This window comes from Pseudomonas sp. PDM21, from assembly GCF_014852505.2.
GTDB lineage: Bacteria > Pseudomonadota > Gammaproteobacteria > Pseudomonadales > Pseudomonadaceae > Pseudomonas.
Window position 1 is genome coordinate 2,970,707 of sequence record NZ_CM181223.1, and the last position, 25,127, is coordinate 2,995,833.

The 25,127-nt window shown below is 65.7% G+C and carries 25 protein-coding genes; 7 read left to right on the forward strand and 18 right to left on the reverse strand.

Annotated elements, in window-relative coordinates; genetic code table 11:
* Positions 1-142 precede the first annotated feature (142 nt).
* Positions 143-2,413, reverse strand: coding sequence for a TonB-dependent receptor (locus tag IB275_RS13855; RefSeq protein WP_192295604.1), 2,271 nt, complete (start codon positions 2,411-2,413; stop codon positions 143-145).
* Positions 2,414-2,605: 192 nt separating this feature from the next.
* Positions 2,606-3,820: an MFS transporter gene (locus IB275_RS13860; protein WP_192295605.1), complete on the reverse strand. Its 1,215-nt coding sequence runs from the start codon at positions 3,818-3,820 to the stop codon at positions 2,606-2,608.
* 214 nt (positions 3,821-4,034) lie between these two features.
* Here IB275_RS13860 and IB275_RS13865 point away from each other — a divergent pair, with 214 nt between their 5' ends.
* A complete protein-coding gene (locus IB275_RS13865; RefSeq protein ID WP_192295606.1) occupies positions 4,035-4,427 on the forward strand; it encodes a GFA family protein in 393 nt (130 codons plus the stop codon).
* A gap of 130 nt (positions 4,428-4,557) precedes the next feature.
* Positions 4,558-6,495, forward strand: coding sequence for a tyrosine-protein phosphatase (locus tag IB275_RS13870; protein ID WP_318652567.1), 1,938 nt, complete (start codon positions 4,558-4,560; stop codon positions 6,493-6,495).
* Positions 6,496-6,593: 98 nt separating this feature from the next.
* On the opposite strand, the gene IB275_RS13875 is transcribed toward IB275_RS13870, so the two are convergent.
* Together IB275_RS13875 and IB275_RS13880 are read right to left on the reverse strand one after the other, a co-directional pair.
* Entirely contained in the window at positions 6,594-7,583 is a 990-nt protein-coding gene (locus IB275_RS13875; RefSeq protein ID WP_192295607.1) for an AraC family transcriptional regulator, read from the reverse strand.
* 241 nt (positions 7,584-7,824) lie between these two features.
* Positions 7,825-9,333: a winged helix-turn-helix domain-containing tetratricopeptide repeat protein gene (locus IB275_RS13880; RefSeq protein WP_192295608.1), complete on the reverse strand. Its 1,509-nt coding sequence runs from the start codon at positions 9,331-9,333 to the stop codon at positions 7,825-7,827.
* Positions 9,334-9,440: 107 nt separating this feature from the next.
* Here IB275_RS13880 and IB275_RS13885 point away from each other — a divergent pair, with 107 nt between their 5' ends.
* Entirely contained in the window at positions 9,441-9,656 is a 216-nt protein-coding gene (locus tag IB275_RS13885) for a DUF1127 domain-containing protein (RefSeq protein WP_225601954.1), read from the forward strand.
* 3 nt (positions 9,657-9,659) lie between these two features.
* Here IB275_RS13885 and IB275_RS13890 read toward each other — a convergent pair whose 3' ends face one another.
* The gene (locus IB275_RS13890) at positions 9,660-10,145 is read right to left on the reverse strand and encodes a GFA family protein (RefSeq protein WP_192295610.1); all 486 of its coding nucleotides are present in this window, start codon (positions 10,143-10,145) and stop codon (positions 9,660-9,662) included.
* Positions 10,146-10,288: 143 nt separating this feature from the next.
* Here IB275_RS13890 and IB275_RS13895 point away from each other — a divergent pair, with 143 nt between their 5' ends.
* Complete coding sequence (locus IB275_RS13895; protein ID WP_192295611.1) at positions 10,289-11,191, forward strand: LysR family transcriptional regulator; 903 nt, start codon at positions 10,289-10,291, stop codon at positions 11,189-11,191.
* 1 nt (position 11,192) lies between these two features.
* Here the strand turns inward: IB275_RS13895 and IB275_RS13900 are convergent, their stop codons facing one another.
* The 8 genes from IB275_RS13900 to IB275_RS13935 all read right to left on the reverse strand — a co-directional run bounded on the left by IB275_RS13900 (position 11,193) and on the right by IB275_RS13935 (position 17,894).
* The gene (locus IB275_RS13900) at positions 11,193-11,801 is read right to left on the reverse strand and encodes a hypothetical protein (protein WP_192295612.1); all 609 of its coding nucleotides are present in this window, start codon (positions 11,799-11,801) and stop codon (positions 11,193-11,195) included.
* A 32-nt stretch (positions 11,802-11,833) separates the two neighbouring features.
* Complete coding sequence (locus IB275_RS13905) at positions 11,834-12,517, reverse strand: DUF2272 domain-containing protein (RefSeq protein WP_138214397.1); 684 nt, start codon at positions 12,515-12,517, stop codon at positions 11,834-11,836.
* A gap of 270 nt (positions 12,518-12,787) precedes the next feature.
* Positions 12,788-13,969 carry an iron-containing alcohol dehydrogenase gene (locus IB275_RS13910; RefSeq protein WP_192295613.1) on the reverse strand — a complete coding sequence of 394 codons (1,182 nt, stop codon included), beginning with the start codon at positions 13,967-13,969 and terminating at the stop codon, positions 12,788-12,790.
* 118 nt (positions 13,970-14,087) lie between these two features.
* Positions 14,088-15,587 (reverse strand): APC family permease, encoded by a 1,500-nt coding sequence (locus IB275_RS13915; RefSeq protein ID WP_192295614.1) that lies wholly within the window; start codon positions 15,585-15,587, stop codon positions 14,088-14,090.
* A gap of 374 nt (positions 15,588-15,961) precedes the next feature.
* The gene (locus tag IB275_RS13920; protein WP_192295615.1) at positions 15,962-16,177 is read right to left on the reverse strand and encodes a hypothetical protein; all 216 of its coding nucleotides are present in this window, start codon (positions 16,175-16,177) and stop codon (positions 15,962-15,964) included.
* 284 nt (positions 16,178-16,461) lie between these two features.
* On the reverse strand, positions 16,462-16,803 hold the full coding sequence (locus IB275_RS13925) for a gamma-glutamylcyclotransferase family protein (protein ID WP_192295616.1): 342 nt from the start codon (positions 16,801-16,803) through the stop codon (positions 16,462-16,464).
* Between the two features lie 15 nt (positions 16,804-16,818).
* On the reverse strand, positions 16,819-17,484 hold the full coding sequence (locus IB275_RS13930) for a M24 family metallopeptidase (protein ID WP_192295617.1): 666 nt from the start codon (positions 17,482-17,484) through the stop codon (positions 16,819-16,821).
* Positions 17,485-17,558: 74 nt separating this feature from the next.
* Entirely contained in the window at positions 17,559-17,894 is a 336-nt protein-coding gene (locus IB275_RS13935; protein ID WP_192295618.1) for a hypothetical protein, read from the reverse strand.
* A 201-nt stretch (positions 17,895-18,095) separates the two neighbouring features.
* Here IB275_RS13935 and IB275_RS13940 point away from each other — a divergent pair, with 201 nt between their 5' ends.
* On the forward strand, positions 18,096-18,656 hold the full coding sequence (locus tag IB275_RS13940) for a TetR/AcrR family transcriptional regulator (protein ID WP_225607869.1): 561 nt from the start codon (positions 18,096-18,098) through the stop codon (positions 18,654-18,656).
* Between the two features lie 13 nt (positions 18,657-18,669).
* Here IB275_RS13940 and IB275_RS13945 read toward each other — a convergent pair whose 3' ends face one another.
* The 4 genes from IB275_RS13945 to IB275_RS13960 all read right to left on the reverse strand — a co-directional run bounded on the left by IB275_RS13945 (position 18,670) and on the right by IB275_RS13960 (position 22,121).
* Complete coding sequence (locus IB275_RS13945) at positions 18,670-18,984, reverse strand: AzlD domain-containing protein (RefSeq protein WP_045214509.1); 315 nt, start codon at positions 18,982-18,984, stop codon at positions 18,670-18,672.
* The gene (locus tag IB275_RS13950; protein WP_192295620.1) at positions 18,981-19,679 is read right to left on the reverse strand and encodes an AzlC family ABC transporter permease; all 699 of its coding nucleotides are present in this window, start codon (positions 19,677-19,679) and stop codon (positions 18,981-18,983) included. The genes IB275_RS13945 and IB275_RS13950 overlap by 4 nt, the downstream gene beginning before the upstream one ends.
* 109 nt (positions 19,680-19,788) lie before the next feature.
* On the reverse strand, positions 19,789-20,811 hold the full coding sequence (locus IB275_RS13955) for a DNA topoisomerase IB (protein ID WP_192295621.1): 1,023 nt from the start codon (positions 20,809-20,811) through the stop codon (positions 19,789-19,791).
* 77 nt (positions 20,812-20,888) lie between these two features.
* Positions 20,889-22,121, reverse strand: coding sequence for an oxygenase MpaB family protein (locus IB275_RS13960; protein ID WP_192295622.1), 1,233 nt, complete (start codon positions 22,119-22,121; stop codon positions 20,889-20,891).
* A gap of 103 nt (positions 22,122-22,224) precedes the next feature.
* Between IB275_RS13960 and IB275_RS13965 the strand changes: the two genes are divergently transcribed.
* Positions 22,225-22,833, forward strand: coding sequence for a TetR/AcrR family transcriptional regulator (locus tag IB275_RS13965; protein ID WP_192295623.1), 609 nt, complete (start codon positions 22,225-22,227; stop codon positions 22,831-22,833).
* Between the two features lie 238 nt (positions 22,834-23,071).
* Here the strand turns inward: IB275_RS13965 and IB275_RS13970 are convergent, their stop codons facing one another.
* Positions 23,072-24,274, reverse strand: a complete 1,203-nt coding sequence (locus tag IB275_RS13970; protein ID WP_192295624.1) for an NAD(P)/FAD-dependent oxidoreductase — start codon at positions 24,272-24,274, stop codon at positions 23,072-23,074.
* Between the two features lie 324 nt (positions 24,275-24,598).
* On the opposite strand from IB275_RS13970, the gene IB275_RS13975 reads away from it, so the two are divergent.
* Positions 24,599-25,120 carry an RrF2 family transcriptional regulator gene (locus IB275_RS13975; RefSeq protein ID WP_192295625.1) on the forward strand — a complete coding sequence of 174 codons (522 nt, stop codon included), beginning with the start codon at positions 24,599-24,601 and terminating at the stop codon, positions 25,118-25,120.
* The last annotated feature ends 7 nt before the right edge of the window (positions 25,121-25,127 follow it).

Consider the following 25,127-nt stretch of genomic DNA (forward strand, 5'->3'; position numbering starts at 1 on the left):
CAGGTTCGCGGTTGAAGAGATGGACGGGCCAGCAGCGTTTCCGTAACCGGCCCCGAGCGGCCTCGATACCCGACTGCAGCATGGATATCGCTTCGCTCCACGCCATCCTACGAAAAGCAGGCTCGGCGCAGGCTGTCCTCACTTAGAACGAATAGTCCGCACTCAGCACCGCACCCCGGCTCGCACCGGGCACGCCGTAGCCGCGGCCGTTGTACTGGCTCCAGTAGTGCTTGTCGAACAGGTTGTTGACGTTCAGGCGCAGCTGCACGTCCTGGGTCGCCTGCCAGCTGATCATGGCGTCGTGCACCACGTAGCCGGGCACCGTGGTCTGGCCGGCGCGGGTCATTGTCGAGCCCAGACCGGGGTAGATCTTCACGTCGTCGACGTACTGCACGCCATAGCTCAGAGCCAGGTCGTCCGGCAGTTGCCAGGTGCTCCACAGGCTCAGGGCGTTCTGCGGGGTGTTGGCCAGTTGCACGCCCTTGTCCGAGCCGTTGTAGGGCTTCACCAGCTTGCTGTTCTGGTGCACGTAGGCAGCGTACAGCGACCAGTTGCGGGTGATGTTGCCGCTGGCGGACAGCTCGACGCCGCGTACCCGCTCCTCGCCGCCGGTGTAGGCGGAAAGCTCCTCGTCATCGATGTAGGTCAACTGGCGCTTGGTCTCGAAAACGTCGCCATTGAGCGCCAACTGGCCGTCGAGAAACTCCCACTTGCTGCCCACTTCGTAGGTCTTGCCACGGTCGCCCTTGGTCGACGCGATGCTGCCAGTCTGCGCCACGGCGAGCACGCCCGAAGGCTGCCTGGCGTTGGCGTAGCTGACGTAGAGGCTGCCGTTTTCCACCGGCTTGTAGGTCAGCGCGGTGTGCACGCTGGTGAGCTTCTCGTTCTGCGAGGAGCTGCCCTTGTCGACCCAGGCGGCGCTCTGGCTGGCGCGGGTCTGGCTGTCCAGCACGCGGGTGTCGAAGTGATCCTGGCGGGCAGCCAGGTGCAGCTGCCAGTGCTCGTCGAATTTCAGCGTGTCGAGCAGGTAGAAGGCCTTGTCCAGCTGCTCCACCGACTGCTTGGCGGAGGTGTAGGTGTCCAGCGCGTAGGGGTACTTCGACCAGTCGTTGCTGGCCACCGGCAGGTTGCCCATGGCGTTGCGGCTGGCGGCGGACAGCGCGCCGGTCTTCGAGTCCAGCGTCTGCTTGCTCAGGTCGAAGCCGCCGACCAGGGTGTGGCCGATGCCGAAGGTGTCGACGCGCCAGGTCAGGTTGGTCTGGTTGCTGTAGGTCTCGTTGGTCTGCTCGCGCAGTGGCGTGTTGATGTTGCGCCGATAGATGCCTTTGCCGGCCTGGATGCCGGGCGCGCCGGCGTTCGGGTCGCCGCCGGGGGTGGTGACGAAGAAGTCGTGGTCCAGGTGGAACCAGGTGAAACGGCTGTCCAGGCTCAGGGCGTCGTTGAAGTCGTGGGCGAACTTCAGGTTCACCCGGTGCGATTCGTTGTTCTCGTAGTCGAGGTTGCGCCAGCCCCAGTAGCTGCTCCAGCTGGCGCCGCCGGCGCGGTGCGGCGAGCTGCCGTTGCTGCCGTTGACGGTGGGGATGCCGTAGTCGGGCGTGGCGTTGTCGTGCAGGTACTCATAGGCCAGGGTGACGCGGGTGTCGGTGCCCAGGCCCAGCGCCAGGGACGGCGCGAAGCCGTAGCGCTCGTCGCCGACCCAGTTGCGGCCGTCGGTGCCGGTGTTGGCGCCCATCACGTTGACGCGGAAGGCCGCGCCTTCGCCGAGGCCGTCGATGCGGTGGTTCACGTCCAGCGTGCCGCGCTTGAAGTTGGCCGTGCCGACGCCGCCGCTGAGCAGGTTGAAGTCGTCCAGCTGTGGGGTCTTGGTCACCAGGTTGACCGCGCCGCCGACGGCGCCGACGCCCCAGGCGGCAGTGCTGGAGCCTTTGAAGACCTCCACGCCTTCGGTGTTGAAGAAGTCGTCGCGCGAGTACTTGGCCGGGTCGCGCACGCCATCGCGGTAGATATTGCCGTCGGCGTTGAAGCCGCGGATGGTCAGGCTGTCGCCGACGCCACCACCGCCCTCGCCGGAGTTGAAGGTGATGCCCGGCACGTTGCGCAGGGCGTCCTTCAGGCTCTGGGCGTTCTGCTCCTTGAGCAGCGTCTCGGAAAGCACGGTGACGCTCTGCGGGGTATCGCGCAGCGCTTCGGTGTTCTTCGCCGAGCTGGCGCGGTCGACCTTGTAAGGCGATTCCCGGGTGGCCTGCACGGTGCTGTCGGGCAGGGCCAGGGCGTCCTGGTCATCGGTCGTGGGCGGCTGATCCGCCCAGGCACTCAGTGGGATCGCCATGAAGGTGGCGAGGCCGACGATGGGGGCGAGGGTGAGAGGTGCTTCGGAACGGGTAACGGGAGTGAGGTTCAGGCGGGACGACATGGACGGAAAGCTCTCCGGCAAATGCGAGTTATTTGCATTTCGGGAAGGCTAACAGTGATGGCCCGTGGCCCAGGCGGCGCAAATGTATCGCCGGCGAGGCTCGGGGCGCTTTACAACAATCCATTACATTTGCCCCCGCACGAACGGCCGGGCGAAGGGTCTGCCGCCGGCTCGGGGCCGGCGGCAGAAGGCTTACGCTTTCTTCTTGGTGGACGGCAGCAGGATGGTCAGGCAGCCCAGCAGCGGTAGGTACGAGCACAGCTTGTAGACGTACTCGATGCCGTGGATGTCGGCCAGGTGGCCGAGGAAGGCCGCGCCGATGCCGCCGAAGCCGAACATCAGGCCGAAGAACACTCCGGCGATCATGCCGACGTTACCCGGCACCAGTTCCTGGGCGTAGACCACGATGGCCGAGAACGCCGAGGCGAGGATGAAGCCGATCACCAGGCTGAGGATGCTGGTCCAGAACAGGTCGACGTAGGGCAGCGCCAGGGTGAAGGGCGTGACGCCGAGGATGGAGAACCAGATCACCGCCTTGCGGCCGATGCGGTCGCCCACCGGGCCGCCGAAGAAGGTGCCGGCCGCCACCGCGCCGAGGAAGCCGAACAGGTACAGCTGCGAGCTGGCCACCGAGAGGTCGAACTTCTCGATCAGGTAGAAGGTGTAGTAGCTGGTGAAGCTCGCCATGTAGAAGTACTTGGAGAACACCAGCAGCGCCAGCACCACCAGGGACGCGGTCACCCGGCCCTTGGACAGCCCGTGGGTGGCCACGCCGCCGGCCTTGAGCTTGAACAGGTTGAGGTGGTGGCTGTACCAGCGGCTCAGGCCCCAGAGCACGCCAACGAGGAACACCGCGAACAGGCCGAAGTAGGCCACGTTGCCCTGGCCGTACGGAATGATGATGGCCGCCGCCAGTAGCGGGCCGAAGGCGCTGCCGGCATTGCCGCCGACCTGGAAGGTGGACTGTGCCAGACCGTAGCGCCCGCCGGAGGCCAGCCGCGCGATGCGCGAGGTTTCCGGGTGGAAGGTCGAGGAGCCGATGCCCACCAGCGCCGAGGCCAGCAGGATGGCGTGGAAGCTGCCGACGAAGGCCAGCATGAGGATGCCGATCAGCGTGCAGATGCTGCCCAGCGGCGCCAGCCAGGGCTTGGGATGGCGGTCGGTGTGGTAGCCGACCCAGGGCTGCAGCAGCGAGGCGGTGAGCTGGAAGGTCAGGGTGATCAGGCCGACCTGGGTGAAGCTCAGGCCGTAGTTGGCCTTGAGCACCGGGTAGATCGACGGCAGCACGGCCTGGATCAGGTCGTTGGTCAGGTGGGCGAGGGCGCACGCGCCGATCACGCGCATGACCAGCGGGCTGGCCTGGCTGGCCACGGACGGCGTGGCCAGGGAAGAAGCGGTGGTAGACATGGGACTCCGGGGCAGCAAGGTGTGGCGCGCGGGCAGGGCGCGCCGGGTTCTTCGTATTGGGAGGCCTATGCTAGGCGTGCGGACCCTGGCTGTCTCACGCGATCCGGACGACGAATATCGCGAAACGGCCAAATCTGCCACGCGTCGGACTGGCGGAGCGGGCGCCGCCAGAGCCGGTCAACCCATCTTCTTCGGGCACGAGAGGCGCTAAAACATGGACAAGACCACCGGCAGCTGCCTGTGCGGCAGCGTGCGTATCGAGGCGACGGGCCAGCCTTACCGGGTCGGTATCTGCCATTGTCTGGACTGCCGCAAGCACCATGGCGCGCTGTTCCACTCCTCGGCGATCTTCCCCGAGAGCGCCGTGCGTATCGAAGGCGACACGCAGGAGTATCAGGGGCGATGCTTCTGCCCGCGCTGCGGTTCCTCGGTGTTCGGCCGTAGCGGCGACGAAGTGGAAGTGAGCCTCGGTGCGCTGGACGAGCCGGACCGCTTCCAGCCCACCTACGAACTCTGGACCTGCCGCCGCGAGGCGTGGCTGCCGGCGTTCCCCATGCGCCATCGTTACGAGCGCGACCGCGAGTCCGGCGGGCGCAGCGAAGACTAGCCGCACGGACAGAAAACGCAGCTCACGGACAGATCGCGCGCCCATTTGCACCGGGCGCGGAACTGTCACATTCGAGTCCCGAGCGCCACCGATAGTAGCCCCCGCCAACAAAGCTCAAAGAGGCTACATCGTGTTCCATCGCGCTCTGCTTTCCGCATCCACCCTCGGCCTGTCCTTGCTCAGTCTGTCCATCGCCTGCGCCAACGCGGCCGAGACCTACACACTGGACACTCCGCACCTGACCGGTATCGACAACTTCCGTGACATCGCCGGCACCACCACGGCCTACACCACGTCCAACGATGGTGTGATGCGCTCCGGGGTGTTCTACCGCTCCAACGCGCTGACGCCCAAGGGCACGGACCTGGCGGTACTGAACAGCCTGGGTATCAGTGATGTGTTCGACCTGCGTACCCCGAGCGAAATCGCCGGCACGCCGGACACCCTGCCGGCGGGTGCGACCTACCAGAACATCGACATCATCGGCAGCACCACCTCCGGCGCCAATGTCACCAATATCTCCTTCACCAGCGCCGCCCAGGCCATCGAGATGATGGAAGAGACCAACCGTGCCTTCGTCAGCGACGCCGGCATGCGCAGCCAGTTCACCACGCTGTTCAACGAGCTGGCCGCCGCCGACGGCGCCTCGGTGTTCCACTGCACCGCCGGCAAGGACCGCACCGGCTGGACCGCCGCCGTGCTGCTGAGCATCGCCGGGGTGGACAGCCAGACCATCATGGAAAACTACCTGGCCACCAACGACTACACCGCCGCGCGGGTCAAGGCGACCCTGGCGATGCTGCCGGCGAGCATGGCGGCCATCTATGAGCCGTTGCTGGGTGTGCAGGCCAGCTACCTGCAGGCCGGCCTGGACGAAGTGACCGCCGAATACGGCACCATGGACAACTACCTGAAGGAAGGCCTCGGCCTGTCCCAGGAAACCATCTACGTGCTGCGCGGCAAGATGGTCTACTACAGCACCCTGCCGGGTGTCGCCGGCCTCTCCGGCAACGCTGCCGCCGGCGCGCAGTTGCTGACCCAGTTGCAGAACAGCAGCCTGTCCGGCGACTACACCGCCTACAACTACTACCTGCAGTCGGCCATCGACGCTGGCACCCTAGGCGGTGTCGAGTCCACCGTCGGCGGCCAGGTGCATGCCGACGCGGCGAGCTACCTGCTGCGCCAGGATGCGCTGATCGACCGCGCCGCCGCGCCCTATGCCAGTGGTGTCGACCTGAAGACCGGGCAGACCCGCCTGTGGACCACCGCGCTGGCCGGCTACCAGGGCAACTCCGCCACCTCCAGCGCCGAGAGCAGCAACGAACACACCCAGGGCATGATGATCGGCGTGACCCAGCGCTTCTCCGAGCAGCTCAGCGGCAACGCCGGCTTCGGCTACAGCAAGGGCAGCATCGGCGGCGCCGGTGGTGACGTGGATACCGACCTGACCTTCATCCGTGGCGGCGCGCGCTTTGCCCTCGACGGCCTGGAGCAGGGCCTGTTCGTCGATGCCGACCTCAGCTACGGCTGGCTCGACTACGACAGCAAGCGCGACATCGGCGGCGGCCTGGGTAAAGCCAAGGGCGACACCAGCGGCAACCTCAGTGGTGGCAGCATCGCGCTGGGCTATCGCACGGCGGTATCCAGCGTGACCCTGGAGCCGAGCATCGGCCTGCGCTACAGCCACCTGGACCTGGACGGCTTCCAGGAGAAGGGCAGCGAGCTGGCGCTGGACGTCGACGACATGAGCGAGAACCGCCGCAGCGCCTATGCCAACCTCAAGGCTTCCTTCGCTCCCGTGGCGCTGGGTAGCGGCTGGCAGATGGTGCCGGGCCTGGAAGTGGGCTACGACCACGCGCTGGGTGACTACAAGGTCGACAGCGAAGGCCACCTGCTGGGCCTGGACGTTTCCCAGCGTGCCGCCTTCGACAACCGCGACCAGTTCAGCGGCGCGTTCAGCCTGACCGCCAGCCAGGGCGACTTCAGCGTCGGCGCCGAAGCTGGCGTACTGGGCGGTAGCGGCAGCCATGGTGCCAGTGGCAGCCTGAAGGCCAGCTACCAGTTCTGATCGGTACCGCGCTGTAAGAACGGCCCGTCGGGAATACCCGCCGGGCCGTTTGCATTCGAAGAGCGAGTACGGCGGATAACCCGTTCGGGTCATGCGCCCTACACGGGCAGCGTCAGGTTCCTGCGCAGGTCCGCCGGGCTCACCCCGTAGGCGTTCTGGAAATACTGGCAGAAGCGGCCGACGTTGCTGAAGCCCAGCGCCAGGGAAATCTCGCTGACCGACTGCGCGCTGTCCTGCTGCAGCGCGTCATAGGCGCGCTGCAGGCGCACTTCGCGCTGGTAGGCGACGATGGAGCTGCCGACGAAGCGGCGAAAACCGTCCTGCAGGGCACGCAGGCTGACGTTGGTCAGCTCGGCCAGGTCGCTGCCGCTGACCATCGCATCGGGATGCTCCTGGATGTAGTCCATGGCCAGCTTCACGTGGCGCGGAGCGATCTGCGGGGCGGGGCGCCTGAGTGCGTCGCTGTAGTTGTGCGGCCAGATTTCCAGCACCGAGTCCACCAGCATTTCCTGCAGGCGCGCCGGCATTAACGCGCTGGAATTGATCAGCAGGTCGAACTCGTTGCCGGTGGCCATGGCGACGATGGCCTTGATGCCCTGGAAGGCGTCGTTGCTCAGGTCCACCCGTGGCTGGAAACGCACTTTGTGGCTGATCGGCCGGCCGAGCAGGGTCGCCAGGCGACGGGCGAACAGTGAGCGGCGCACGGATAGACCATGGTGCGCGTGGCCGTCGATGAAACCGACCGATCGTACCGAGGCCTTCTCCATGGCCAGACCGACGCTGGGCAGGCCGATGCTGTCGCTGCACTGGTTGAAGACGACGCGGCCGGCGCTGGGGAAGATGAAGGTGATCTCGTCGTCCAGGTCCGGCATCTCGGCCAGCAGGTCACCGCGAAAGCTCAGGCGGCGGAAGCTCACACCCTCGTAGCGGCCGTAGACCCCGCCGATGGCGATGGGCTTTTCGGGGCGCGGCATCCCCGAATAGAGGTTGCCGAACATCCGCGTGTAGAGCTCGCCGAAATCATCGGCGGTCATGTTCTCGGAACGGATCAGGAACTGCTTGCGCGAGGTGCTCGTGTCTACCGTCATGGTCCGTCTTCTGGCAGCGCCGGTCGGGCCGCTCCGGCTGTTGTGTGCCGGGGTGCGGAATGTGGGCGAGCAAGTTAGCGGGCGTGGATTACAAATCCGTGATGCCGGCGCGAAGTCCGCCCGCCGTTTCAATCAAAGGGTGATGCAGGTGTAGGGCGCATAACGCCCCCAGCGTTATCCGCCAGGGTAGCCGGCGGATCCCCCGTTCCGGGTTATGCGCCCTACGAGGTGACGCAACCCGTCAATCCGGCAGTCCCGCCTTGCGGAAGCCTTCGACGAAGTGCTCGCGCACCGCTCCGTCCCGCAGGGGCTCGGTCTCCACCCAGTGACGGATGCTGAAGTCCGGGTTGGTGACCAGGAAGAACTCGGTTTCCGCACGGGCTTCGTCCAGCCGGCCCAGCTGCGCGAGGCTGGCGGCAAGGAAACGCCGCGAGCTGCTGCGATAGGTTTCGTCGCGGCGCAGGGTCTGGATCGCGCCCTGGTAATCGCGCGCCGCGTACTGCGCCTGGCCCAGCGTCAGGTAGTACCAGCCGGCGGGGAAGGGGTTGAGGCGAAAGGCCCGGCGGATGTGCTCCAGGCCTTCGTCGATGCGCCCGGCCAGCACCCTGACATCGGACAGCGCGGTCCAGGCGTCGGCGTCATTGGGGTCCAGCTCGAGCGCGCGCTGGAACTGCGCATCGGCTTCTGCGTATTCACGCTCGTAGCTCAGCAGGTAAGCCAGGCTCCAGCGGCAGCCGGCATCGTTGGGGTCGATGGCCACGGCCTCGCGCGCCTGCGCCAGGGCGGCCTCGCGCTCAAGCGTGGTCGGGCCGCCGCTGTGTATCCAGCCCATCCAGTGGTTCATCGCCAGCCAGCGCCGCGCCTCGGCGTACTGCGGGTCGAGGGCGATGGCGCGGCTGAGCATCAGGTGTGCTTCCCGTGCGGCCAGCGGTGAATCATCCATCAGCTGGCGGGCGCGCACGCAGAGTTCGTAGGCTTCCAGGTTCTTCGGCCGGTTGCGCGGCAGCGGTGTGCGCAGGTGGCCGAGCAGGGCCTGGATAATCTGCCCGGTGAGCTGGTCCTGCAGGTCGAAGAGGTCTTCCAGGCGGCTCTCGAAGCGCTCGGCCCAGATATGCTCGCCGGTGCAGGCGTCCACCAGCTGGGCGTTGATCCGCACGCGCGCATCGGCACGCCGCGCGCTGCCTTCGAGCAGGTAGCGCACGCCCAGCTCGCGGGCGATCTCGCGCACGTCCATGGACTTGCCCTTGTAGGCGAAGGCCGAGGTGCGGGCGATGACGAACAGCCCGCCGACCCGCGAAAGCTCAGTGGTCAGGTCTTCGGTCAGACCGTCGGCGAAGAGGGCCTGCTGCGGGTCGTCGCCGAGGTTGACGAAGGGCAGCACGGCTATGGATGGCTCCTCCGGCAAGGCCGGCGGCGTGCGCGGCGCGTCCGCCAGGCGCTGCACGGCAGCGCTGAAGCGGTAGCCGACACGGGGCACGGTGGTGATCCACGAGCTGCCGTCCGCTGCTTCGCCGAGCACCTTGCGCAGGTGGGCGATCTGCACGGTGAGGTTGCCTTCCTCGACTACAAGGCCTGGCCAGGTGGCATCCATCAGCTCGACCTTGGTACGAATCTCACCCGGCCGCTCGAGCAGGGTCTGCAACAGGTTCAGCGCGCGAAAACCGATGGTGACGGGCTGCTCGTTGCGCTTGAGCACGCCGGTTGGGCCATCGAGCACGAAGGGGCCGAAAGCCAGACGCGATTGCTGCATGACGCCCCCTTTGCAAGTTTTTGGAAGTGTTTGGCGCCGCTTGAGGACGGCGCCACTGACGACCGCCATGCTCGGCCCCATGAGGCACGAGTCGAATGGAGGTTGCCATGAACCATACTCCCCGCCTGCTGCTGCCGGAAGCCTCGCGCCGGTCGTTCAGCCTGCCGTCCCTGCTGCAACTGCTTGCGCTCTGGCAGACGCGTGCGCGGGTCCGCCGCCAGCTCGCCTGCATGGCCAGGGCCAATCCGCACCTGATCGAGGACATCGGCCTGACGCGCCACCGGGTGGCACAGGAGATTGCCAAGCCGTTCTGGCGCGCATGACTGTCACTGTTCCAGTCCGAGGCGCTGGTGCCAATGGGCGATGGACTCCTGCGGGTAATCGTCGAACTGCAGGTCATGTGGCCCGGCCTCCACCTCGACCCAGCCGGCCTTCGATCGCAGCAGCAGGTGCGTGTGCTCGGGGGGAACTGGCAAGGGCGTGTCGATGGCCGAGGCGAAGGGGTGGATCAGCTCCGGCCAGCGTGAATCGTAGAGCCACAACCCGCTGCCGCACTGGCTGCAGAAATGCCGCTCGGCGCCGCTGGTCTGGGTGCGCTGGCCTTCCTCGCGGATCTTCGCGTGGTAGATGCTGATGTGCTTGCGCCCGCGCACCCTGAGGCTGGCAGCCTCGCCGCCGAGGTTGATCGCATAGCCACCGCCGCCCTGGGTCTTGCGGCAGATCGAGCAGTAGCAGCGCTGGTAAGGGTAGGGGTGGGCGCTGTGCAGGCTGAAGTGCACGGCGCCGCAGTGGCAGGAACCTTCGAGCAGCATGGCGTCTCTCCCTGCTGGTGGGCTTTGAGGGATACCTGGACAGGGACTCGCGGGCGCGCCGGGAATTCCATCGGATCGCACCAGCGGGACTGGCTCCGCCCCGTGCAGTAGACTAGCCGCCCGCCCGGCGCCGGACTCTGCCCATGCTCAGGAATTTCACCGACCTCGATCTGCGCCTGCTGCGCATCTTCGCCACCGTGGTGAAGTGCGGCGGCTTCACCGCGGCGCAGGCCGAGCTGAACATGAGCCAGTCGAATATCAGCATGCACATCGGCAGCCTGGAAAAACGCCTGGGCTACCGCTTGTGCGAGCGCGGCAAGGGCGGCTTCCGCCTGACGGCGAAGGGGCAGCGGATTCTCGAAGCGTCGCAGGCGATGTTCGACGCCATCGGGCTGTTCCGCGACCAGGCGCAGGCGCTGTCCGGGCAACTGGTCGGTGAGCTGTACCTGGGGCTGGCGGACAACGTCACGACCCTGCCGCAGGCGCGCTTCGACGAGACCCTGGCGGCCTTCCACGGTCGCGAGCAGGACGTGCAGCTGAACCTCTACGTGAACTCGCCGACCGAGCTGGAGTTGGCGGTAATCGATGGGCAGTTGGACCTGGCGATCTCCTACTTCAGCCGCACCCGGCCGACGCTGGATTACCTGCCGCTGTACACCGAGGAGATCGGTGTGTTCTGCGGCGAGCGCCACCCGCTGTTCAGCGCGCGCAAGCCAACGCTGAAGCAGATCGCCGAGTACAACTGGGTGCGCCATGGCTTTCTGCCGGCGGACCAGGAGCTGCCGTTCCGCCCCGAACGCAGCAGCGCCACCGCGCATCACATGGAGGCGGTGGCGCATTCGGTGCTGGCCGGCACGCACCTGGGCTACCTGCCGACCCACTACGCGAACATCTGGGTCGAGCGCGGGCGGATGAAGCCGCTGCTGCCAGAGAAGCTCTGCTACGAGGTGACGCACAGCATGATCACCTACGCCGGGCGCCCCCGCAGCGAGGCCGCCCGCGCCTTCATAGAAGACCTGCTGAGCGTGCACGGCCTGTCGGCTTAAGTCACGACTCGCTCTTTTCGTCTGATACGTCTTTCCGGGGAAATGGAAGGCGTGGTTGCTCATCTTCCTGTTCGTCGGCCCGCTTCGAAAGATTGTCCAGCATATGAGGGACGAAACGCTCGAAGAACCCGGCGATGAAAGACCAAACCAGCAACTTCGCAAAAGCAGGAGGGGAGTAGACGATGGTGTAGAAAGGGTCCCAGCTTGGAAAGATGGAACCGGCTATCAGGTTGCCCATGAAAATGAGAGAAAGCACTAGCGCAAAGACAGCGCCAATGGTCTGCACCGATATCAGTTCGTGTACCGTTACGACGGGAAGCAATGCTTCGCCGTTGCGTACTCTGGAGATCAGGCTGATTGCCGATCCCAGAGCCCCAAAGCATAAAACTGCACTGAATAACGCCAGTCGGACTATGACCACGTAGGTCGTCTCCGACAACCATCCCGGGATGGTCTTTTCTCCCTGCGGGCCGCTGCTTAATGCTTGTATCAGCAGGAAGACAATAAATGGCAGTGAAATTAACAGGCAGTATCCCAGGGCAACTGATATGAAGGGTGCGGTATTTCCGTTGCCTAGAATTGATGATGGACTGGCTTCGTTGTTAGCCATGGCTACTCTCCCTGTCGAAAACCCGGTCGCTGTTACTGAATGTTGTTTCTGATGTGCACGAGCCATTCAGCAGGGTTCGCAACCAGCCCCTCGGGAGTCAGCTTCACTTCGACCTTGCTCACCGATTGGCCGACGTTGCCACCGATAACGAATGCCTTGCTCTCGCCAGCGTCGACCTCGACGACAACATCCGAATGGCTTTCAAACCAGCCAACATCGAGCACGTTGTCATAGGCAACTCCAGGGATCCTCGACTTGCCCAGCAGATCGCCGGGTTTCAAGGGTAGTTCTGCGGGACGGTAGCCAACCAGGCTTGCGGAGAGCTTGTTGGTTTTTCTGTTCTTGATCGAGTTGTATATCCAGCGGTAGTGCCCTGGCGAGTAAGGAAAGGATGCACCGGCCCCGGCCATTTGCATGCAATAGGAAATAAAAGCCGCCGACCAGGCAATATTGATGGTGCCATCGAGCTTGCCCTTGTCCTTTGCATAGGTCTTGACCAGACTCTTGTAATCCTTGCTCTCTACCGCCAACCAGTAATCGGCTATCCGGCTGGAGTAGGGGTCGACAGTTTCCTTTCTTGGGTTGAGCTTGCCACCGGTGGACTTTTCCGTGGTCGTGGATTTGTCCGGGGCTATGTATTTATCTTTGCGGCCGGTGTCCTTTCCGAATCTTTCCCATTCAGAAGTTGTACGCTCCAGTAATTCGTCTGTGAACATGGTGGTTTCCTGACGTTGTTTTCATGACAGGGCCGATTGCGTATTCTGGCGGTTGTGCGGTTACTTCCGAGGGACCGGCTTCTAATTTTATCGAGTCATTCGGAATTGGTTCTGCAATTTGGATATCTGCATTATTTCCATTGGAGAGGATGGGGCCTGGGCCGAAGTGGCCGCACGGCTCCGGCGACGAGCAGGCTTCACTGCCCGTCATCCGGAACCCGAGCGCAGGACGTCGGTTAACCTCCACCGGTGCCGTCCTGCCGTAAAGGGTTATGCAAGCCGTCCTGCTATCGCGTTGAGATAGATGCGCGAGTAGTCCTCGGCTTGCAGTGGAAGGGCGTTGGTTTCGGAAGAGGAAATATCCGCCACCGCCTGCTCGCCGACCCACGGCGCGTCTTCGCCATTGAGGCCCAGTTCCTTGAGCGTATGGGGAATGCCCACGGACGAGCGCAGTTCCAGCACCCAGCCGAGCAGGCCATCGAAGCTGGCTTCCGGCAGTTCCAGATAACGCGCCAGTCGCGTGGCGTCCGCCTCGATGGCCGAGCGGTTGGCAACCAGCACGTAAGGCAACAGTACCGCGTTGAGCAGACCATGGTGCTTGTGGTGCTTCGCGCCCAGCGGATGGGCCAGCGCATGCACGCCACCGAGGCCCTTCTGGAAGGCTACGGCGGCGCTGGCCGAAGCCACCAGCATGCCTTCACGGGCGGCCAGGTCGGTTCCGTTGTGGACGGCGCGCTGCAGGTGCTCCTTGACCAGGCGCACGCCTTCGATGGCGACGCCGGCGGACATGGGGTGGTAGAGCGGCGAGAACAGCGACTCCAGGTGGTGGGTCAGGGCGTCCATGCCGGTGGCGGCGGTGAGCGACTTCGGCAGGCCGACGGTCAGCGCCGGGTCGAGGATCACCGAGCGGGCCAGCAATTCGCGGTGGCCGACGACGATCTTGATGCCGCGCGAGGTGTCGGTCAGTACGGCTTCGCGGCCCAGTTCGGACCCGGTGCCGGCGGTGGTCGGAATGGCGATCAGCGGCGGCAGGTCGAGGGCCGGATGATCGCCCAGGGTCGGGTACTGCGCGATCAGCTGTGACCATTCGAAATGGCGCAGGCCATCGGCATCACGGCTGAGCAGGGCGATGCCCTTTGCCGCATCCAGCGCGCTGCCGCCCCCCAGGGCGATCAGCGAGTCGTGGCCGCCTTCGGCCAGGGCCTGGGCGCCGGCAGTGACTTCCTCCAGCGCGGGGTTGCTGGAGAAACCGTGGAACAGCGCGTAATCGATGCCGGCGGCTTCCAGGCGGCGGCGCACTTCGTGCAGCGGCGGCAGTTCGAGCATGCCGGGGTCGGTGACCAGCAGCGGCTTGCGCATTCCAGCGAGACGGCAGCGCTCGGCCAACTGGTCGAGGGCGCCGACGCCGCAGAGGATTTCCGTGGGGTAGTTCCAGTAGTTCAGGGTGGACATGGGAAGCTCCGGATTGCAGGCATGACCTGCCCGCGCCGGGGCGCAAGGCGGCCCGGCCAGGCAGGAAGGGAAGGAGGGCGCCGAAGCGCACCGGCGCCGCTGATTCAGTCGAGGAGGCTCAGCCGACCGCGCGGCCGGCGAAGCTCAGGCTGGTGGCGATGCGGCGGTGCGGCTTGGCGATGAACAGGTAGGCCAGGCCGAACAGGGCGAGCACGGAGAACACCACCACCACCGCCCAGACCTGGAACCAGGGCGCGCCGGGTGGGGCAAGCATTTCCCGCGGCCAGGCCACGTTGATCGCCTCGAACACCAGCCAGGCCACGGCGATGACGTTGACCAGCAGGCCCTTGCGGCCCAGCTTCAGTGCGCCCTTGTCCGGGTCCCAGCGACCGCTCAGGCGGGCATACAGCGCGCTGGCGGCAACGATCAGGAAGACGAAGAAAAAGCCGCCGCTGCCGAAGGCGATCAGCGTGCCCACTGCGGTGGCGTTCAGACCCAGCGCCAGGCCCAGGCTGGCCAGCAGGGTGCTGCAGACCATCGCGGCCATCGGCACCTTGCGCTTGTCCACGCGACGCAGCAGGGCGGAACCGGGAAGGATTTCATCGCGGGCCATGCCGAAGATGGCGCGGCCGATGTAGGTCTGCACCGACACCACGCAGGCAACGAAGGCCACCAGCACGATGGCCACGAACGGCCGCTCGGCCCAGGCGCCGAAGGCGTCCACCACGGCGGGGGTCACCGGGTCGATGATCTGCCCGCTGACCACGGCGGCCGGGTCCTTGTACGACAGGGTCACGGCAAAGGCGGTGAGCATCACGGTCAGCCCGACGACCAGCATCGAGCGCAGGATGGCGCGCGGCGTGGAGACGCGGGCATCGGTGGTTTCCTCGGAAATCTGCGAGCAGGCGTCGAAGCCGAGGAAGGCCCAGCCGCCCACCGCCAGCGCGGTGAGGAAGCCCGACCAGTAAGTGCCGCCGGAGACTTCCAGGGCATTCAGGCTGCTGAACAGCATCTCGAAGGAGTGGTTGCGGAAGAACAGCAACAACAGCACACCGATGCCGATGGAGGCGATGGCCTCGGCGAAGATGCCGGCGTTGACGAAGTACTTCAGTGGGTTGATGCCCAGCAGGTTCACGCCAAGGCCCAGGGCCAACAGCGCCGCGCCGCAGAGGACCTGGGCGTTGGCCGATGGCGGCTCGCCGGTCACCAGCAGACCGAGCCAGAAGCCGCCCAGGTAGGCAACCGTGGTCAGCGAGGCGAGGGCAGAGGCCAGGTAGAGGAAGCCGGTGAACCAGGCCGCGCGGTCGCCGATCAGTCGGCGCACCCACTGGTAGCAGCCGCCGGCCAGGGGGAACTGCGAGGACAGTTCGGCGTACACCAGCGCCACGCTCAGTTGCAGCAGCAGGCACAGCGGCACGATCCACACCCACGACGGCCCGACGCTCATGGCGCCCAGGGACATCACCGAGTAGATGCCGACGACCGGGGAAATGGTGGCGAAGCCGACGGAAAACGAGGACCACAGGTTCAGCCCGCGGTCCAGTTCCTGGCGGTAGCCGTGGCTGGCGAGCAGGCTTTCGTCGCCACTGGCGACGGTGGAGCTGCGAAGGTCAGACATGCCGGCCTCCGGTGTTCAGGGAAAAGGGGGATTCACGGCCAGGCATGAGTGGGCGAAGGCGCATGGGAGATCCTCGGGGCAGTTGGAGTTGTTATCGAGAACCCGCGTCTCTAGGGACGGCTGAGTAGCTGGCGCTGTCAGTGCAGCGCAGAGCCAGAGTAGGGTGCTGCCGCATCAGGAAAAATTCATATTTGATTGGGCTGACATCAATTGAGGCTGATGTTTGTGGGGTGGTTGCCGGAATGATGCCAGGGCAGGCAGGGGATTGCCCGTGCAGGAGCGGGCGTACCAGCGATCAGGCTGGGCGGAGGGCAGGTAAGGAGCGGGAAAGGCGGGAACCGGGAGCGACGGCGCGCTCCCGGCGTACAGCAGTATCAGCAGTGCTTGTCCTGTCCGGCCTTCTTCTCGGCTTCCGGCTGGGCGTTCTGTGCGGTCTGCTGCTCGGCGTCGGTCTTGGCGCGAGTGGCCTGCATGGCCTGGTAGTTGGACTTGGTCAGGCGGTTGGTCATCAGGGCGGATTCTTCGGCCATGGAAGCCTGGCTGGCGAGCAGGGCAGCGAGGGACAGGACACTGGCAGTGAGCAGTTTCATGAAGGAGTTCTCGGTAGTGGACTTCAGGTAGGTGTTGCTCGCGAGTGGCCACAGTCTACTGACCGGTCACCGCACGAACCCATGAGGAAAACTGCTGGGAATGATCGAATCGCGCAGGCCAGTTGATTCAGGCCAGCCCTCGTCGAGTCGGGAGCTGCCTTGCAGCCACCGGAATAGCTGGCTTGGTGGGAGAATGCGGTCAACCTGTCGCTGATCGCGAAATAGCCAACCCTGAAGCCCTGCTAATGAATCCATGCAAGGCGCCTAACGAGTCGGGCCTGTTGTCAGGCCTTCACGTAGACCCACGCCTGCAGGCCCGACTGCAGCCGGACATTGATCCGCTGGTAGTCGGATACCTCGTAGGCGTCCGCTGCCAGCAGTTCCTGCGGGGTGATCTCGAAGACGGTGCCGGGCACGCGGTCGGCCTCCTCGCCGCTGTACTGGACGATGGGGTGGTGTGTCTTGCCGCTGGTGGCGAGCACGGCCGGGTCGGTGATCTCCACCCAGTCAGTGCGGAAGGCCACCAGCGCGTCGCCGCGGCCTTGCAGCTCGCGGCCGAAGCTGGCCAGTTGCACGGCCTTGTCCTGCAGGGTGCCGTAGGAGAACAGCAGTACGTTTTCAGTCATCGCAGGGGCTCCGGGTCAGGCCAGCAGGTCTTCGTAGAAGGCGCCGTAGGCCTTGCTCGGGTGGGCGATCTGGATTTCCAGGATCCACAGGCCACCGTGGGGATGCTCGGCGTAGTCGCCCAGGTCGCCGGCGCGGTAGATGGCGTGGGGGAAGTCGCTGACGCGGTGACCCTTGATGTCCAGGTTGAGCTTCCAGCCCATGGTCTCGGCCTGCTGGTGGGCGAAGTCGTAGAGCTCGACGCCGCTGCAGCCGGTCTCGCGCCAGCGCGCCTCGACGCGCTGGAACAGCGTCTTTGCCGCCGCCGCGCAGGCTGTCATCTGTGGATCGTCGCCGGTGACGAAGGTGGCGCCGGCGTCGCCTTCATGGCCGCGCCAGACCACGCCCATGTCGATGAAGAAGATGTCGTTCTCACCCAGCACCGGGTTGCCCTCGGAGCGCTGCTTGAAGGTCTTCAGGGTATTGGCGCCAAAGCGGATCAGCAGCGGGTGCCAGATGCGCTCCATGCCCAGGTCGGCGAGCACCTGCTTGCCGATGGCGACGGCTTCCAGTTCGGTCATACCGGGGACGATCGCGGCGGCGATGGCGTCTACGGCTTCCCAGGTGCGGGCCTGGGCGTATTGCATCGATTCCAGCGCGTAATTCGCGCCGACGGCTTCCTTGGCGTACACGGCGGTATTCATTCTTCTTCTCTCTGAGCGACAACCTTATCGCCGTATATATTTCTACATACCGGTAGGGAAATTCAATCGCGGGCTCAACAGCAGGACATTGCGCAGGCGATGAAGGCGGTCGTCAGGGTAGTGATGCTCAAGCCGACCAGGAACAGGGTGTCGGCGAGGCGCTCCAGGCGATGGTTGCGCTGCAGCTTGCGGGTGCGCAGGCCGAAATAGGCAGCGAGGGTGGTGGCCAGGTAGATCACCGTGTTCAGCGCGAGCATGTCCTGGCCGATCATGTCGACCCGGTGCTGGCCGACGATGATGCGCAGGATGCCGACTACCGTCAGACACACGCCGACCATGGCGCCGGACGCGGCGAAGATGTGCACGCAGATGTCGTCGTCCAGTTGCGCGGTGTGGCTCTTGTGGCTCATGGCGGGATCTCCCGGGCCGGCCGCTGCGGTTCATCCGCTCGCCTTGCCGGCTTCGTTGTGGCTGCCATGATAGGAAGGATGCGGCGCTTGCTGTACTCGCTTTCCCGGTGGCCCCAGGTGACACGAAAAACTGCGGAAAATCAGTCAGATAGCCGTCGCTTGCCGAGGCAGGCGCGGGCACTGGAGAAGGTCGAACTCATATTGGAGGCGTCCCGGCGCATCCTCGAGCGTCATGGCCTGGAGGGGTTCACCACCAACCACGTGGCCGAACTGGCCGGGGTGAGCGTCGGTTCGCTCTACCAGTACTTCCCCAACAAGGAACGCATCCTCGACGAATTGGCCCGACGCGAACTGGCGGCGCTGGCCACCGGGATCATGGGCGCGCTGTCCGCTCGCCCGCCGGAAACGCCCGGCGAGCGCATCCGCGCGGTGATCCACGCGGCCGTCAGCGCCTACGGCGGGCGCACCGGCGCGCACAAGGCGCTGATGCACTACCTGATGACCCGCGGCGGTGGCAGCCCGCTGCCGGCGCTGCGCGGCAGCATCATGACCCACCTGGTGACCCATGGCCTGATCGGCCATGACCAGCAGCTGCGCAAGCTCGACGAGCCCGAGGTGTTCGTGCTCGCCCACGCTGTCGGTGGCGTGCTGCGCGCCCTGCTGGAGGATCCCGCTGCCCTGGCGCCGAGGCGGCGCGAGGGCATCGAGGAAGCGCTGGTGCGACTGGTGCTGGCGTACTACGGGCGGGGCGAGGCGGGCTGAAGCCCGGCGCCCGTCACAGCCACCAGCGCAGCAGGTAGAACGCCCCCATGCTGAGGAGCACGCTCAGCAGCACGTTGCGCGTCCACAGCACCAGGGCCACGGCGACGATGGCGCCGAGCAGGTAGGGGTTGTCCACGCGCAGGTTCAACTGGTGTTCGGGAAGGAACACGATCGGTCCGCAGATCGCCGTGAGCATCCCCGGCACGGCGAAGCCGAGGAACTGCCGCACGTTGCTGCTCAGGCGGATCGGCAGGCGCGGCTCAAGGAACACGTAGCGGTTGAAGAACACGATCAGGCCCATGCCGAAGATCACTGCCCAGGCCATCATGCGCGCACCCCCGAGAATTTCTGGCAGAGGAAGCCGGCGAACATCCCCGCCAGGCCGGAAAGCACCAGCGCCGAACCGACCTGCCAGTAGCTGAGCAGCACCGAGCAGAACAGCGAGACGGCGACACAGACCACGGTCGGGATGTTCTTCACCACCGGCACGATCAGGGCAACGAAGGTGGCGGCAATGGAGAAGTCCAGCCCCAGGTGCTCGAGGCCGGGAATGCTGGTGCCCACCAGCACGCCGGCGAGGGTGAAGAGGTTCCAGGCGATGTAGAACGTCAGGCCCACGCCCAGGGCGTACCAGCGGTTGAAGGTTTCGCGGTCATGGCCGCTGGTGAGGGCGAACAGTTCGTCTGTGAGCAGGAAGCCCAGCCCGGCGCGCCAGCGCCCCGGCAGCGGGGCAATCACCGGGCGCATGGTCATCCCGTAGAGCAGGTGCTGCGAGGTCAGCAGCAGGGTGGTGATCATGATCGAGAAGAATCCGGCGCCGCCCTTGAGCATGCCGATGGCCACCAGTTGCGCGGCGCCGGCGAAAACGATGGCCGACAGGCCCTGGCCGTGCAGTGGCGAGAGGCCGGCGTCGATGGCCAGGGAGCCGGCCAGCAGGCCCCAGGGCAGGACCGCGAGCGACAGCGGCATGATGTCGATGGCGCCCCTGAGGAAGGCGCGTGAGGGAAGCTGATCTTGGGACATGAACGTTTCTTGCAGGCAGGTAAGTGCTTTCAGCGTGGCAGAGAAACGATTGTGCTGGCTTGAACAATCTTGCTGTCATTGCCCTCGTGCGCTTCCTTCTGGCGAACGCTCAGGACGGCGTGCGCGAGAGAAATGCCAGGAGGGTGGCCTCTTCGGCGCTCAGGTTCTGCCGCTTGCGCTGCTTGCGCAGGCCGGCCAGTTCGCCAGCGAGGAAGGCTTCGACCACCAGCGGATGCACGTAGCATTTGCGGCAGATTGCCGGGGTATTGCCCAACTCGTCGGCGACCCGCTGGATGATCTCCTTGAGCTGGCGGTTGGCGCTTTTCTCGTCCTCCCAGCGGGTCTTGCGGCAGTACTCCAGGGCCAGGGCGGTGCCCGCCCAGGTTCGGTAGTCCTTGGTGGTGAACCCTTCGCCAGCGTGCTCACGCAGGTAGGCGTTGATGTCGCGGGAGTCGATCATATGCCGCTGCCGCTCTTCGTCCAGGTACTGGAACAGTTGCTGGCCGGGCAGCTCCAGGCAGCGCCGGAGGATGCACGCCAGGCGCGGGTGCTCGATGTCCACGCTGTGCTTGACGCCGCTCTTGCCGCGAAAGGCGAAGTGGATGCGGGTGCCCTGCACGTCGACATGGCGGTTGTTCAGGGTTGTGAGGCCGAAGGAGCGGTTCTCCTTGCGGTAGCGCTGGTTGCCGATGCGGATCAGTGTGCGATCGAGCAGCGCGACCACGGTCGCCATGACCTTCTCCGAGCCCAGGCCCGGCTGCGCCAGATCTTGCTCGATGCGCCGGCGCAGGGCTGGCAGGCACTCGCCGAAGCGCAGCAGGCGTTCGTACTTGGCGCTGTCTCGCACCTCGGTCCAGCGCGGGTGGTAGCGATATTGCTTGCGCCCGCGCACGTCGCGCCCGGTGGCCTGCAGGTGGCCAAGCGGGTCGATGCAGATCCACACATCGATATATGCAGGCGGAATGGCGAGCTGGTCGATGCGCTGGATTTCCGCCTCCACGCGGATGCGTTCGCCACCCGGGTCGAAATAGGCGAAGCGCCCGCGCAGCCGGCGCCGGCTGATACCCGGCAGGCTGTCGTCGACGTAGTGCAGGTCGGGCGGTAGCTCAGGCAGTTCCGACGGTGTACCCATGGCGGCTCCTCGAAGGTTCTTGCGTGTATGGATCGCGCATTGGCGCTTCGAGTGCCGTTTTTTTCACATGGCCAGATTCAGTGGCGGACGTCCTCCACTGCCAGGTGCGTGGGCGAGATCAGCCGGGGATCCGCCCCGCCGAACAGGGTGCGCAGATAATCCTCCTGGCTTTGCAGCCCGTGGCGCACCAGCCAGCCGCGGCCACCGGGCAGTGCGCGCAGCAGGCAGTGGAAGAGCAAACGTGGCGGCGCGCTCAGCAGCGGGTACCACGGCAGGCTGCCGCCGGGCAGGCCGAGGGCGCGCCGGCCTTGGGCGTCGATGAAGGTGCCGGCGATGCTCAGGTGGATGGCCCGGTTCAGCCGCCCGCGCAGCCAGGCGAAGTTGGCGTAGTGGCGCTGCAGCGGTTCATCCACCAGCGCCGAGCCGAGAATACGGCTGCTGTCGTCTGGCGGCGCCTGGGACAGCAGGTTGTGGTAGAGCGCGCGGATCGCGTCGTTCTCGCTGGCGCACAGCCAGCGCTCCTCGACGCCCATCAGCCAGGCGATGTAGCGCCAGAGATGGATGATCGCTTCGCGGTCGCTCCGGCTCAGGGCCACCCCCAGCATGCGCTGACCGATCAGGAAGATCGCCGAGAAGGCCAGGTAGGTCGCGTGCATGTCGCCCTGATTGACCGGCAGGCCGTAGTGGGCGAAGTCCCAGGCTTCCAGCCGTGAAACCCGCCGGCGCACCAGGGCGTGCACCAGCCGCACGTGCAGCGTGCTGCGATAACCCGCCGCGCCCTGCGCCATGCCGCCGGGACGGGTGCAGTCGATCCACCATTTGGTGGTTTCGGCGATGCGCCGCTGCGGCCCTTTCTCCAGCGCGCCGGTGAGCACGAGGGTGCGGTTGATTCCGGAAGCCTGGTAGCCGGCCAGCAGGCCCAGGTCGCGGAGTACGCGCATGCCGGTGAGCCCCGACAGACCACAGGCACCTGCACCTTCATCGAGGCGTTGCAGGTCGACCCAGGCGGGCAGCGCGTTGACCTGGGCGAAGAAGGTCTTCAGCGGCTCGGGTGCGCCGGGGATAGCGGCGATACCCTGGTTCAGCGCCTGCTCGTAAAGGCGCATGCCACTGCCAAGGCCGACGTCGAACATCCACTCCACCAGTGTATCCATGGGTGCATCGCCCACCGTGAGGGACTCACCGATGGCCTGCCAGGTCGCGGTATCCGGTTCACTCGGACCCTTGAGGAAGCGCCGTACCGGCGCGGCAGTGCGGCGGGCGCGCTGCAGGTCGGCGCCGTGGCGGGTGGGCAGGGCGGTTGCGCTCATCGATTCATACCTTGGTTGGGTGGCCGGGCGGATTCCTCGAATTACGCTATTGCGAGTATTTGCTCGCATTCAACTCGCATCCGGCTCGCACCAGGAGAGAGGCATGAGGAAGCAACCCACGCAGCAGCGCGCCAGTGACATGGTGGCGGTGCTGGTCGAGGCGGCGGCGCTGGAAATCGGCGAGCGCGGCCTCGACGGCCTGACCACCAACCACGTGGCACGTCGCGCCGGGGTAAGCGTCGGCTCGCTTTACCAGTACTTCGCCAACAAGGAGATGATCGTCGAGGCCCTGCTGATGCAGCGCGCCGGGACCTTGATGAAGGTGGTGCACGAGCGCGTCACGCCGTTATTGGGTGCAGACATCGGCAGCGTCACCCGCGCTGTGCTGGAGGGCATCTTCGAGCAGGTCGAGGGCGATGCGGCGCAGCGCGAGCTGCTGCGGCACTGGCACCGGCTCAATTCCGCGCCGGTGTTCCAGACCCTGGAGCAGCAGATGATGGAGGTGTGCCGGCAGTACCTGATGCGCCACTTCGACGACTACCGCATCGACAACCTGCCGGCCGTGCTGTTCGTGATTATCAACTCCGTGCAGTACACCACCGCGCGCTACCTGAGCGAGGCGCAGCCGCTGCTGGGGCGCGAGGAGGTGATCGGGACGCTGGCGCGGATGGTCGAGTCCCTCTGTGCGCCACGCACCCGGCCCAGCCAATAGGAGCGCCGGCAGCGGCGCAGCGTTCGTCGCAAGGCATCAGGAAGGCACAAGTAGGATGGCGTGGAGCGCAGCGATACCCATGCTGCTGGCATGACGGGCAACCCTGACGATGGGTACCGCTACGCTCCACCCATCCTACGCAGAGTTACCGGCAGGTATGGTGCCAGCGGGTACCGCCAGAAAGTGCCAAAGAAAAAGCCCCGGAAGGCTCGCGCCGACCGGGGCTCTGTTCAACGCATCAGGCTACGACAGGGATCATCGGGTCGGCCGCTGCCAGTGCAGTGGCGCGATCGGCGGCCGGCGGGTAGATCCACACGGTGTTGATCTCGGTCTTGATCTTCTTGCCTTCCTCGCGCTGGAAACGCACCTGGCGGTCCCAGCCCTCGGTGAACAGCGCGCCCCAGGCTCCCAGGTCCAGGCAGGTTACGTACTTGGGCTGGCTGTAGGGGATGGGGGCTACGCCCAGCAGGTCGGCGGCGGCGTTGTTGCCGGCCGAGCGGCCCAGGGCAATGGCGTGCTGGCAGGTCATCAGCGCATAGTTGCCGACATCGTCGGTGGCAGCGTAGGCCGTATCGCCAGTGGCGAATACCGCGTCCTGGCCGATCACCTGAAGGTTGCGGTCCACGTGCAGGCGGCCCTGCCGGTCACGCTCGCCGGAAACCTGCTCGGTCAGCGAGCTGGCGCGAACGCCGGCGGTCCAGATCACGGTCTTCGCCTCGATGCGCTCGCCGCTGGAGAGGGTCACGCCGTTCTCGTCGATGGATTCCACCGAAGCCTTCAGGCGCCACTCCACGCCCAGCTCGGCGGAAGCCTCGGCCACCACGGACTGCGAGGTGACGCCCAGTGCGCCGCCGATCTCGGTGCCACGGTCGACCACGATCACCCGTACCTTGGCGTCCGCGCCGAGCACTTCACGCAGGCGAGCCGGCATTTCGGTGGCGGTTTCGATACCGGTGAAGCCGCCGCCGGCGACGACTACGGTGTTGCGCGCTTCGGACTCCGGCAGCTGGTGCAGCGCGCGGATGTGCGTTTCGAGGCGCACGGCCTGGTCGATCTCGTCCACGTCGAAGGCGTGCTCGATGCCCGGCAGGGCGGGGCGGGCCACCTTGCTGCCGCTGGCGAGGATCAGGCGGTCGAAGCCCAGGGTGGCGATTTCGCCGCTGGCGTTGCGGTAATCCAGCTGGCGGCCGTCGACATCGATCTGCTCGGCGCTGCCCTGGATGAAGGTCACGCCCACGGCGCCGAACAGGTCGCCCAGCGGCGCGGCCATCTGGTGTACGTTCGGCTCGTAGAAGCGCGGGCGGATGCGCAGTTCGGCCTGGGGTGCGAGGACCGCGACTTCGACGTCGCCGCGCTGGTGCAGGTCGAGCAGACGGGTGGCGCTCAGGGCGCTCCACATGCCCGCGAAACCGGTGCCGACGATCAGGATGCGTTGTTTCATGGTGCTCTCCGACGAAAAGGATGAATCCAGGTTGTTGGGTTCCCGAGTGCCTGATATCGGAGCGGTTCGCTTCCCGGCGCGCCTCGGATAACTACGACTATATTTGTCGTAGTTAGGCGACGCAACCGATTTCTGCTGCAAACTCCGACCGTTCGTCACGGTCGGGGCGGGAAAAAGGCGTTGCTTCTGTTTATCTGGCGAACAGGAAAAGGAGCCGATAGCCCGCGTGCCGCAGATGACAGCTCGTCAGGATGCATGCTTAAGTGCTTGCCGGATGCCCAGCAGGGCTTGAGAATAGTGCGACTGAGTTAGTCGGAGTTTGTGATGGCTTTGTACAGTGCAGGCGTGGAGTACGGCATTCATTGCCTGCTCTATTTGACAGACGAGAAGGGCGACAGCCGCGACTCCAGCGTGCGGGCGCTGGCGGAACTGCAGGGCGTGCCCCAGGAGCTGCTTGCCAAGGTCTTCACCAAGCTGGCCAAGGCCGGTCTGGTGGCGGCCACCGAAGGCGTGCGCGGCGGCTTCCGCCTGGCGCGGCCGGCAGACGAAATCACCGTACTGGATATCGTCAAGGCCATCGACGGCGACAAGCAGATCTTCGAGTGCCGCGACATCCGTGGGCGCTGCGCCGTGTTCGAAGGCTCGCCCCCGGAATGGGCGACCTGCGGCACCTGCTCGATCCACGCGGTCATGCTCACCGCGCAGAAACGCATGGAAGAAGCCCTCGCCCAGCACACCGTGCTCGACCTCGCGCGCCGCGTCGGGCGCAAGGCTCCACCGGAGTTCGGCGAGGCCCTGGTGCGCTGGATGGACGGCCAGCGCGACGGTTCCAGCGTCGTCAGCTAACCTGAAG

Excerpts from the sequence above, each read along its gene's own strand:
- IB275_RS13855 (WP_192295604.1), bottom strand. The coding sequence starts at position 2,413 with ATGTCGTCCCGCCTGAACCTCACTCCCGTTACCCGTTCCGAAGCACCT.
- IB275_RS13860 (WP_192295605.1), bottom strand. The coding sequence starts at position 3,820 with ATGTCTACCACCGCTTCTTCCCTGGCCACGCCGTCCGTGGCCAGCCAG.
- IB275_RS13865 (WP_192295606.1), top strand. The coding sequence starts at position 4,035 with ATGGACAAGACCACCGGCAGCTGCCTGTGCGGCAGCGTGCGTATCGAG.
- IB275_RS13875 (WP_192295607.1), bottom strand. The coding sequence starts at position 7,583 with ATGACGGTAGACACGAGCACCTCGCGCAAGCAGTTCCTGATCCGTTCC.
- IB275_RS13880 (WP_192295608.1), bottom strand. The coding sequence starts at position 9,333 with ATGCAGCAATCGCGTCTGGCTTTCGGCCCCTTCGTGCTCGATGGCCCA.
- IB275_RS13885 (WP_225601954.1), top strand. The coding sequence starts at position 9,441 with ATGAACCATACTCCCCGCCTGCTGCTGCCGGAAGCCTCGCGCCGGTCG.
- IB275_RS13890 (WP_192295610.1), bottom strand. The coding sequence starts at position 10,145 with ATGCTGCTCGAAGGTTCCTGCCACTGCGGCGCCGTGCACTTCAGCCTG.
- IB275_RS13895 (WP_192295611.1), top strand. The coding sequence starts at position 10,289 with ATGCTCAGGAATTTCACCGACCTCGATCTGCGCCTGCTGCGCATCTTC.
- IB275_RS13900 (WP_192295612.1), bottom strand. The coding sequence starts at position 11,801 with ATGGCTAACAACGAAGCCAGTCCATCATCAATTCTAGGCAACGGAAAT.
- IB275_RS13905 (WP_138214397.1), bottom strand. The coding sequence starts at position 12,517 with ATGTTCACAGACGAATTACTGGAGCGTACAACTTCTGAATGGGAAAGA.
- IB275_RS13910 (WP_192295613.1), bottom strand. The coding sequence starts at position 13,969 with ATGTCCACCCTGAACTACTGGAACTACCCCACGGAAATCCTCTGCGGC.
- IB275_RS13915 (WP_192295614.1), bottom strand. The coding sequence starts at position 15,587 with ATGTCTGACCTTCGCAGCTCCACCGTCGCCAGTGGCGACGAAAGCCTG.
- IB275_RS13920 (WP_192295615.1), bottom strand. The coding sequence starts at position 16,177 with ATGAAACTGCTCACTGCCAGTGTCCTGTCCCTCGCTGCCCTGCTCGCC.
- IB275_RS13925 (WP_192295616.1), bottom strand. The coding sequence starts at position 16,803 with ATGACTGAAAACGTACTGCTGTTCTCCTACGGCACCCTGCAGGACAAG.
- IB275_RS13930 (WP_192295617.1), bottom strand. The coding sequence starts at position 17,484 with ATGAATACCGCCGTGTACGCCAAGGAAGCCGTCGGCGCGAATTACGCG.
- IB275_RS13935 (WP_192295618.1), bottom strand. The coding sequence starts at position 17,894 with ATGAGCCACAAGAGCCACACCGCGCAACTGGACGACGACATCTGCGTG.
- IB275_RS13945 (WP_045214509.1), bottom strand. The coding sequence starts at position 18,984 with ATGATGGCCTGGGCAGTGATCTTCGGCATGGGCCTGATCGTGTTCTTC.
- IB275_RS13950 (WP_192295620.1), bottom strand. The coding sequence starts at position 19,679 with ATGTCCCAAGATCAGCTTCCCTCACGCGCCTTCCTCAGGGGCGCCATC.
- IB275_RS13955 (WP_192295621.1), bottom strand. The coding sequence starts at position 20,811 with ATGGGTACACCGTCGGAACTGCCTGAGCTACCGCCCGACCTGCACTAC.
- IB275_RS13960 (WP_192295622.1), bottom strand. The coding sequence starts at position 22,121 with ATGAGCGCAACCGCCCTGCCCACCCGCCACGGCGCCGACCTGCAGCGC.
- IB275_RS13965 (WP_192295623.1), top strand. The coding sequence starts at position 22,225 with ATGAGGAAGCAACCCACGCAGCAGCGCGCCAGTGACATGGTGGCGGTG.
- IB275_RS13970 (WP_192295624.1), bottom strand. The coding sequence starts at position 24,274 with ATGAAACAACGCATCCTGATCGTCGGCACCGGTTTCGCGGGCATGTGG.
- IB275_RS13975 (WP_192295625.1), top strand. The coding sequence starts at position 24,599 with ATGGCTTTGTACAGTGCAGGCGTGGAGTACGGCATTCATTGCCTGCTC.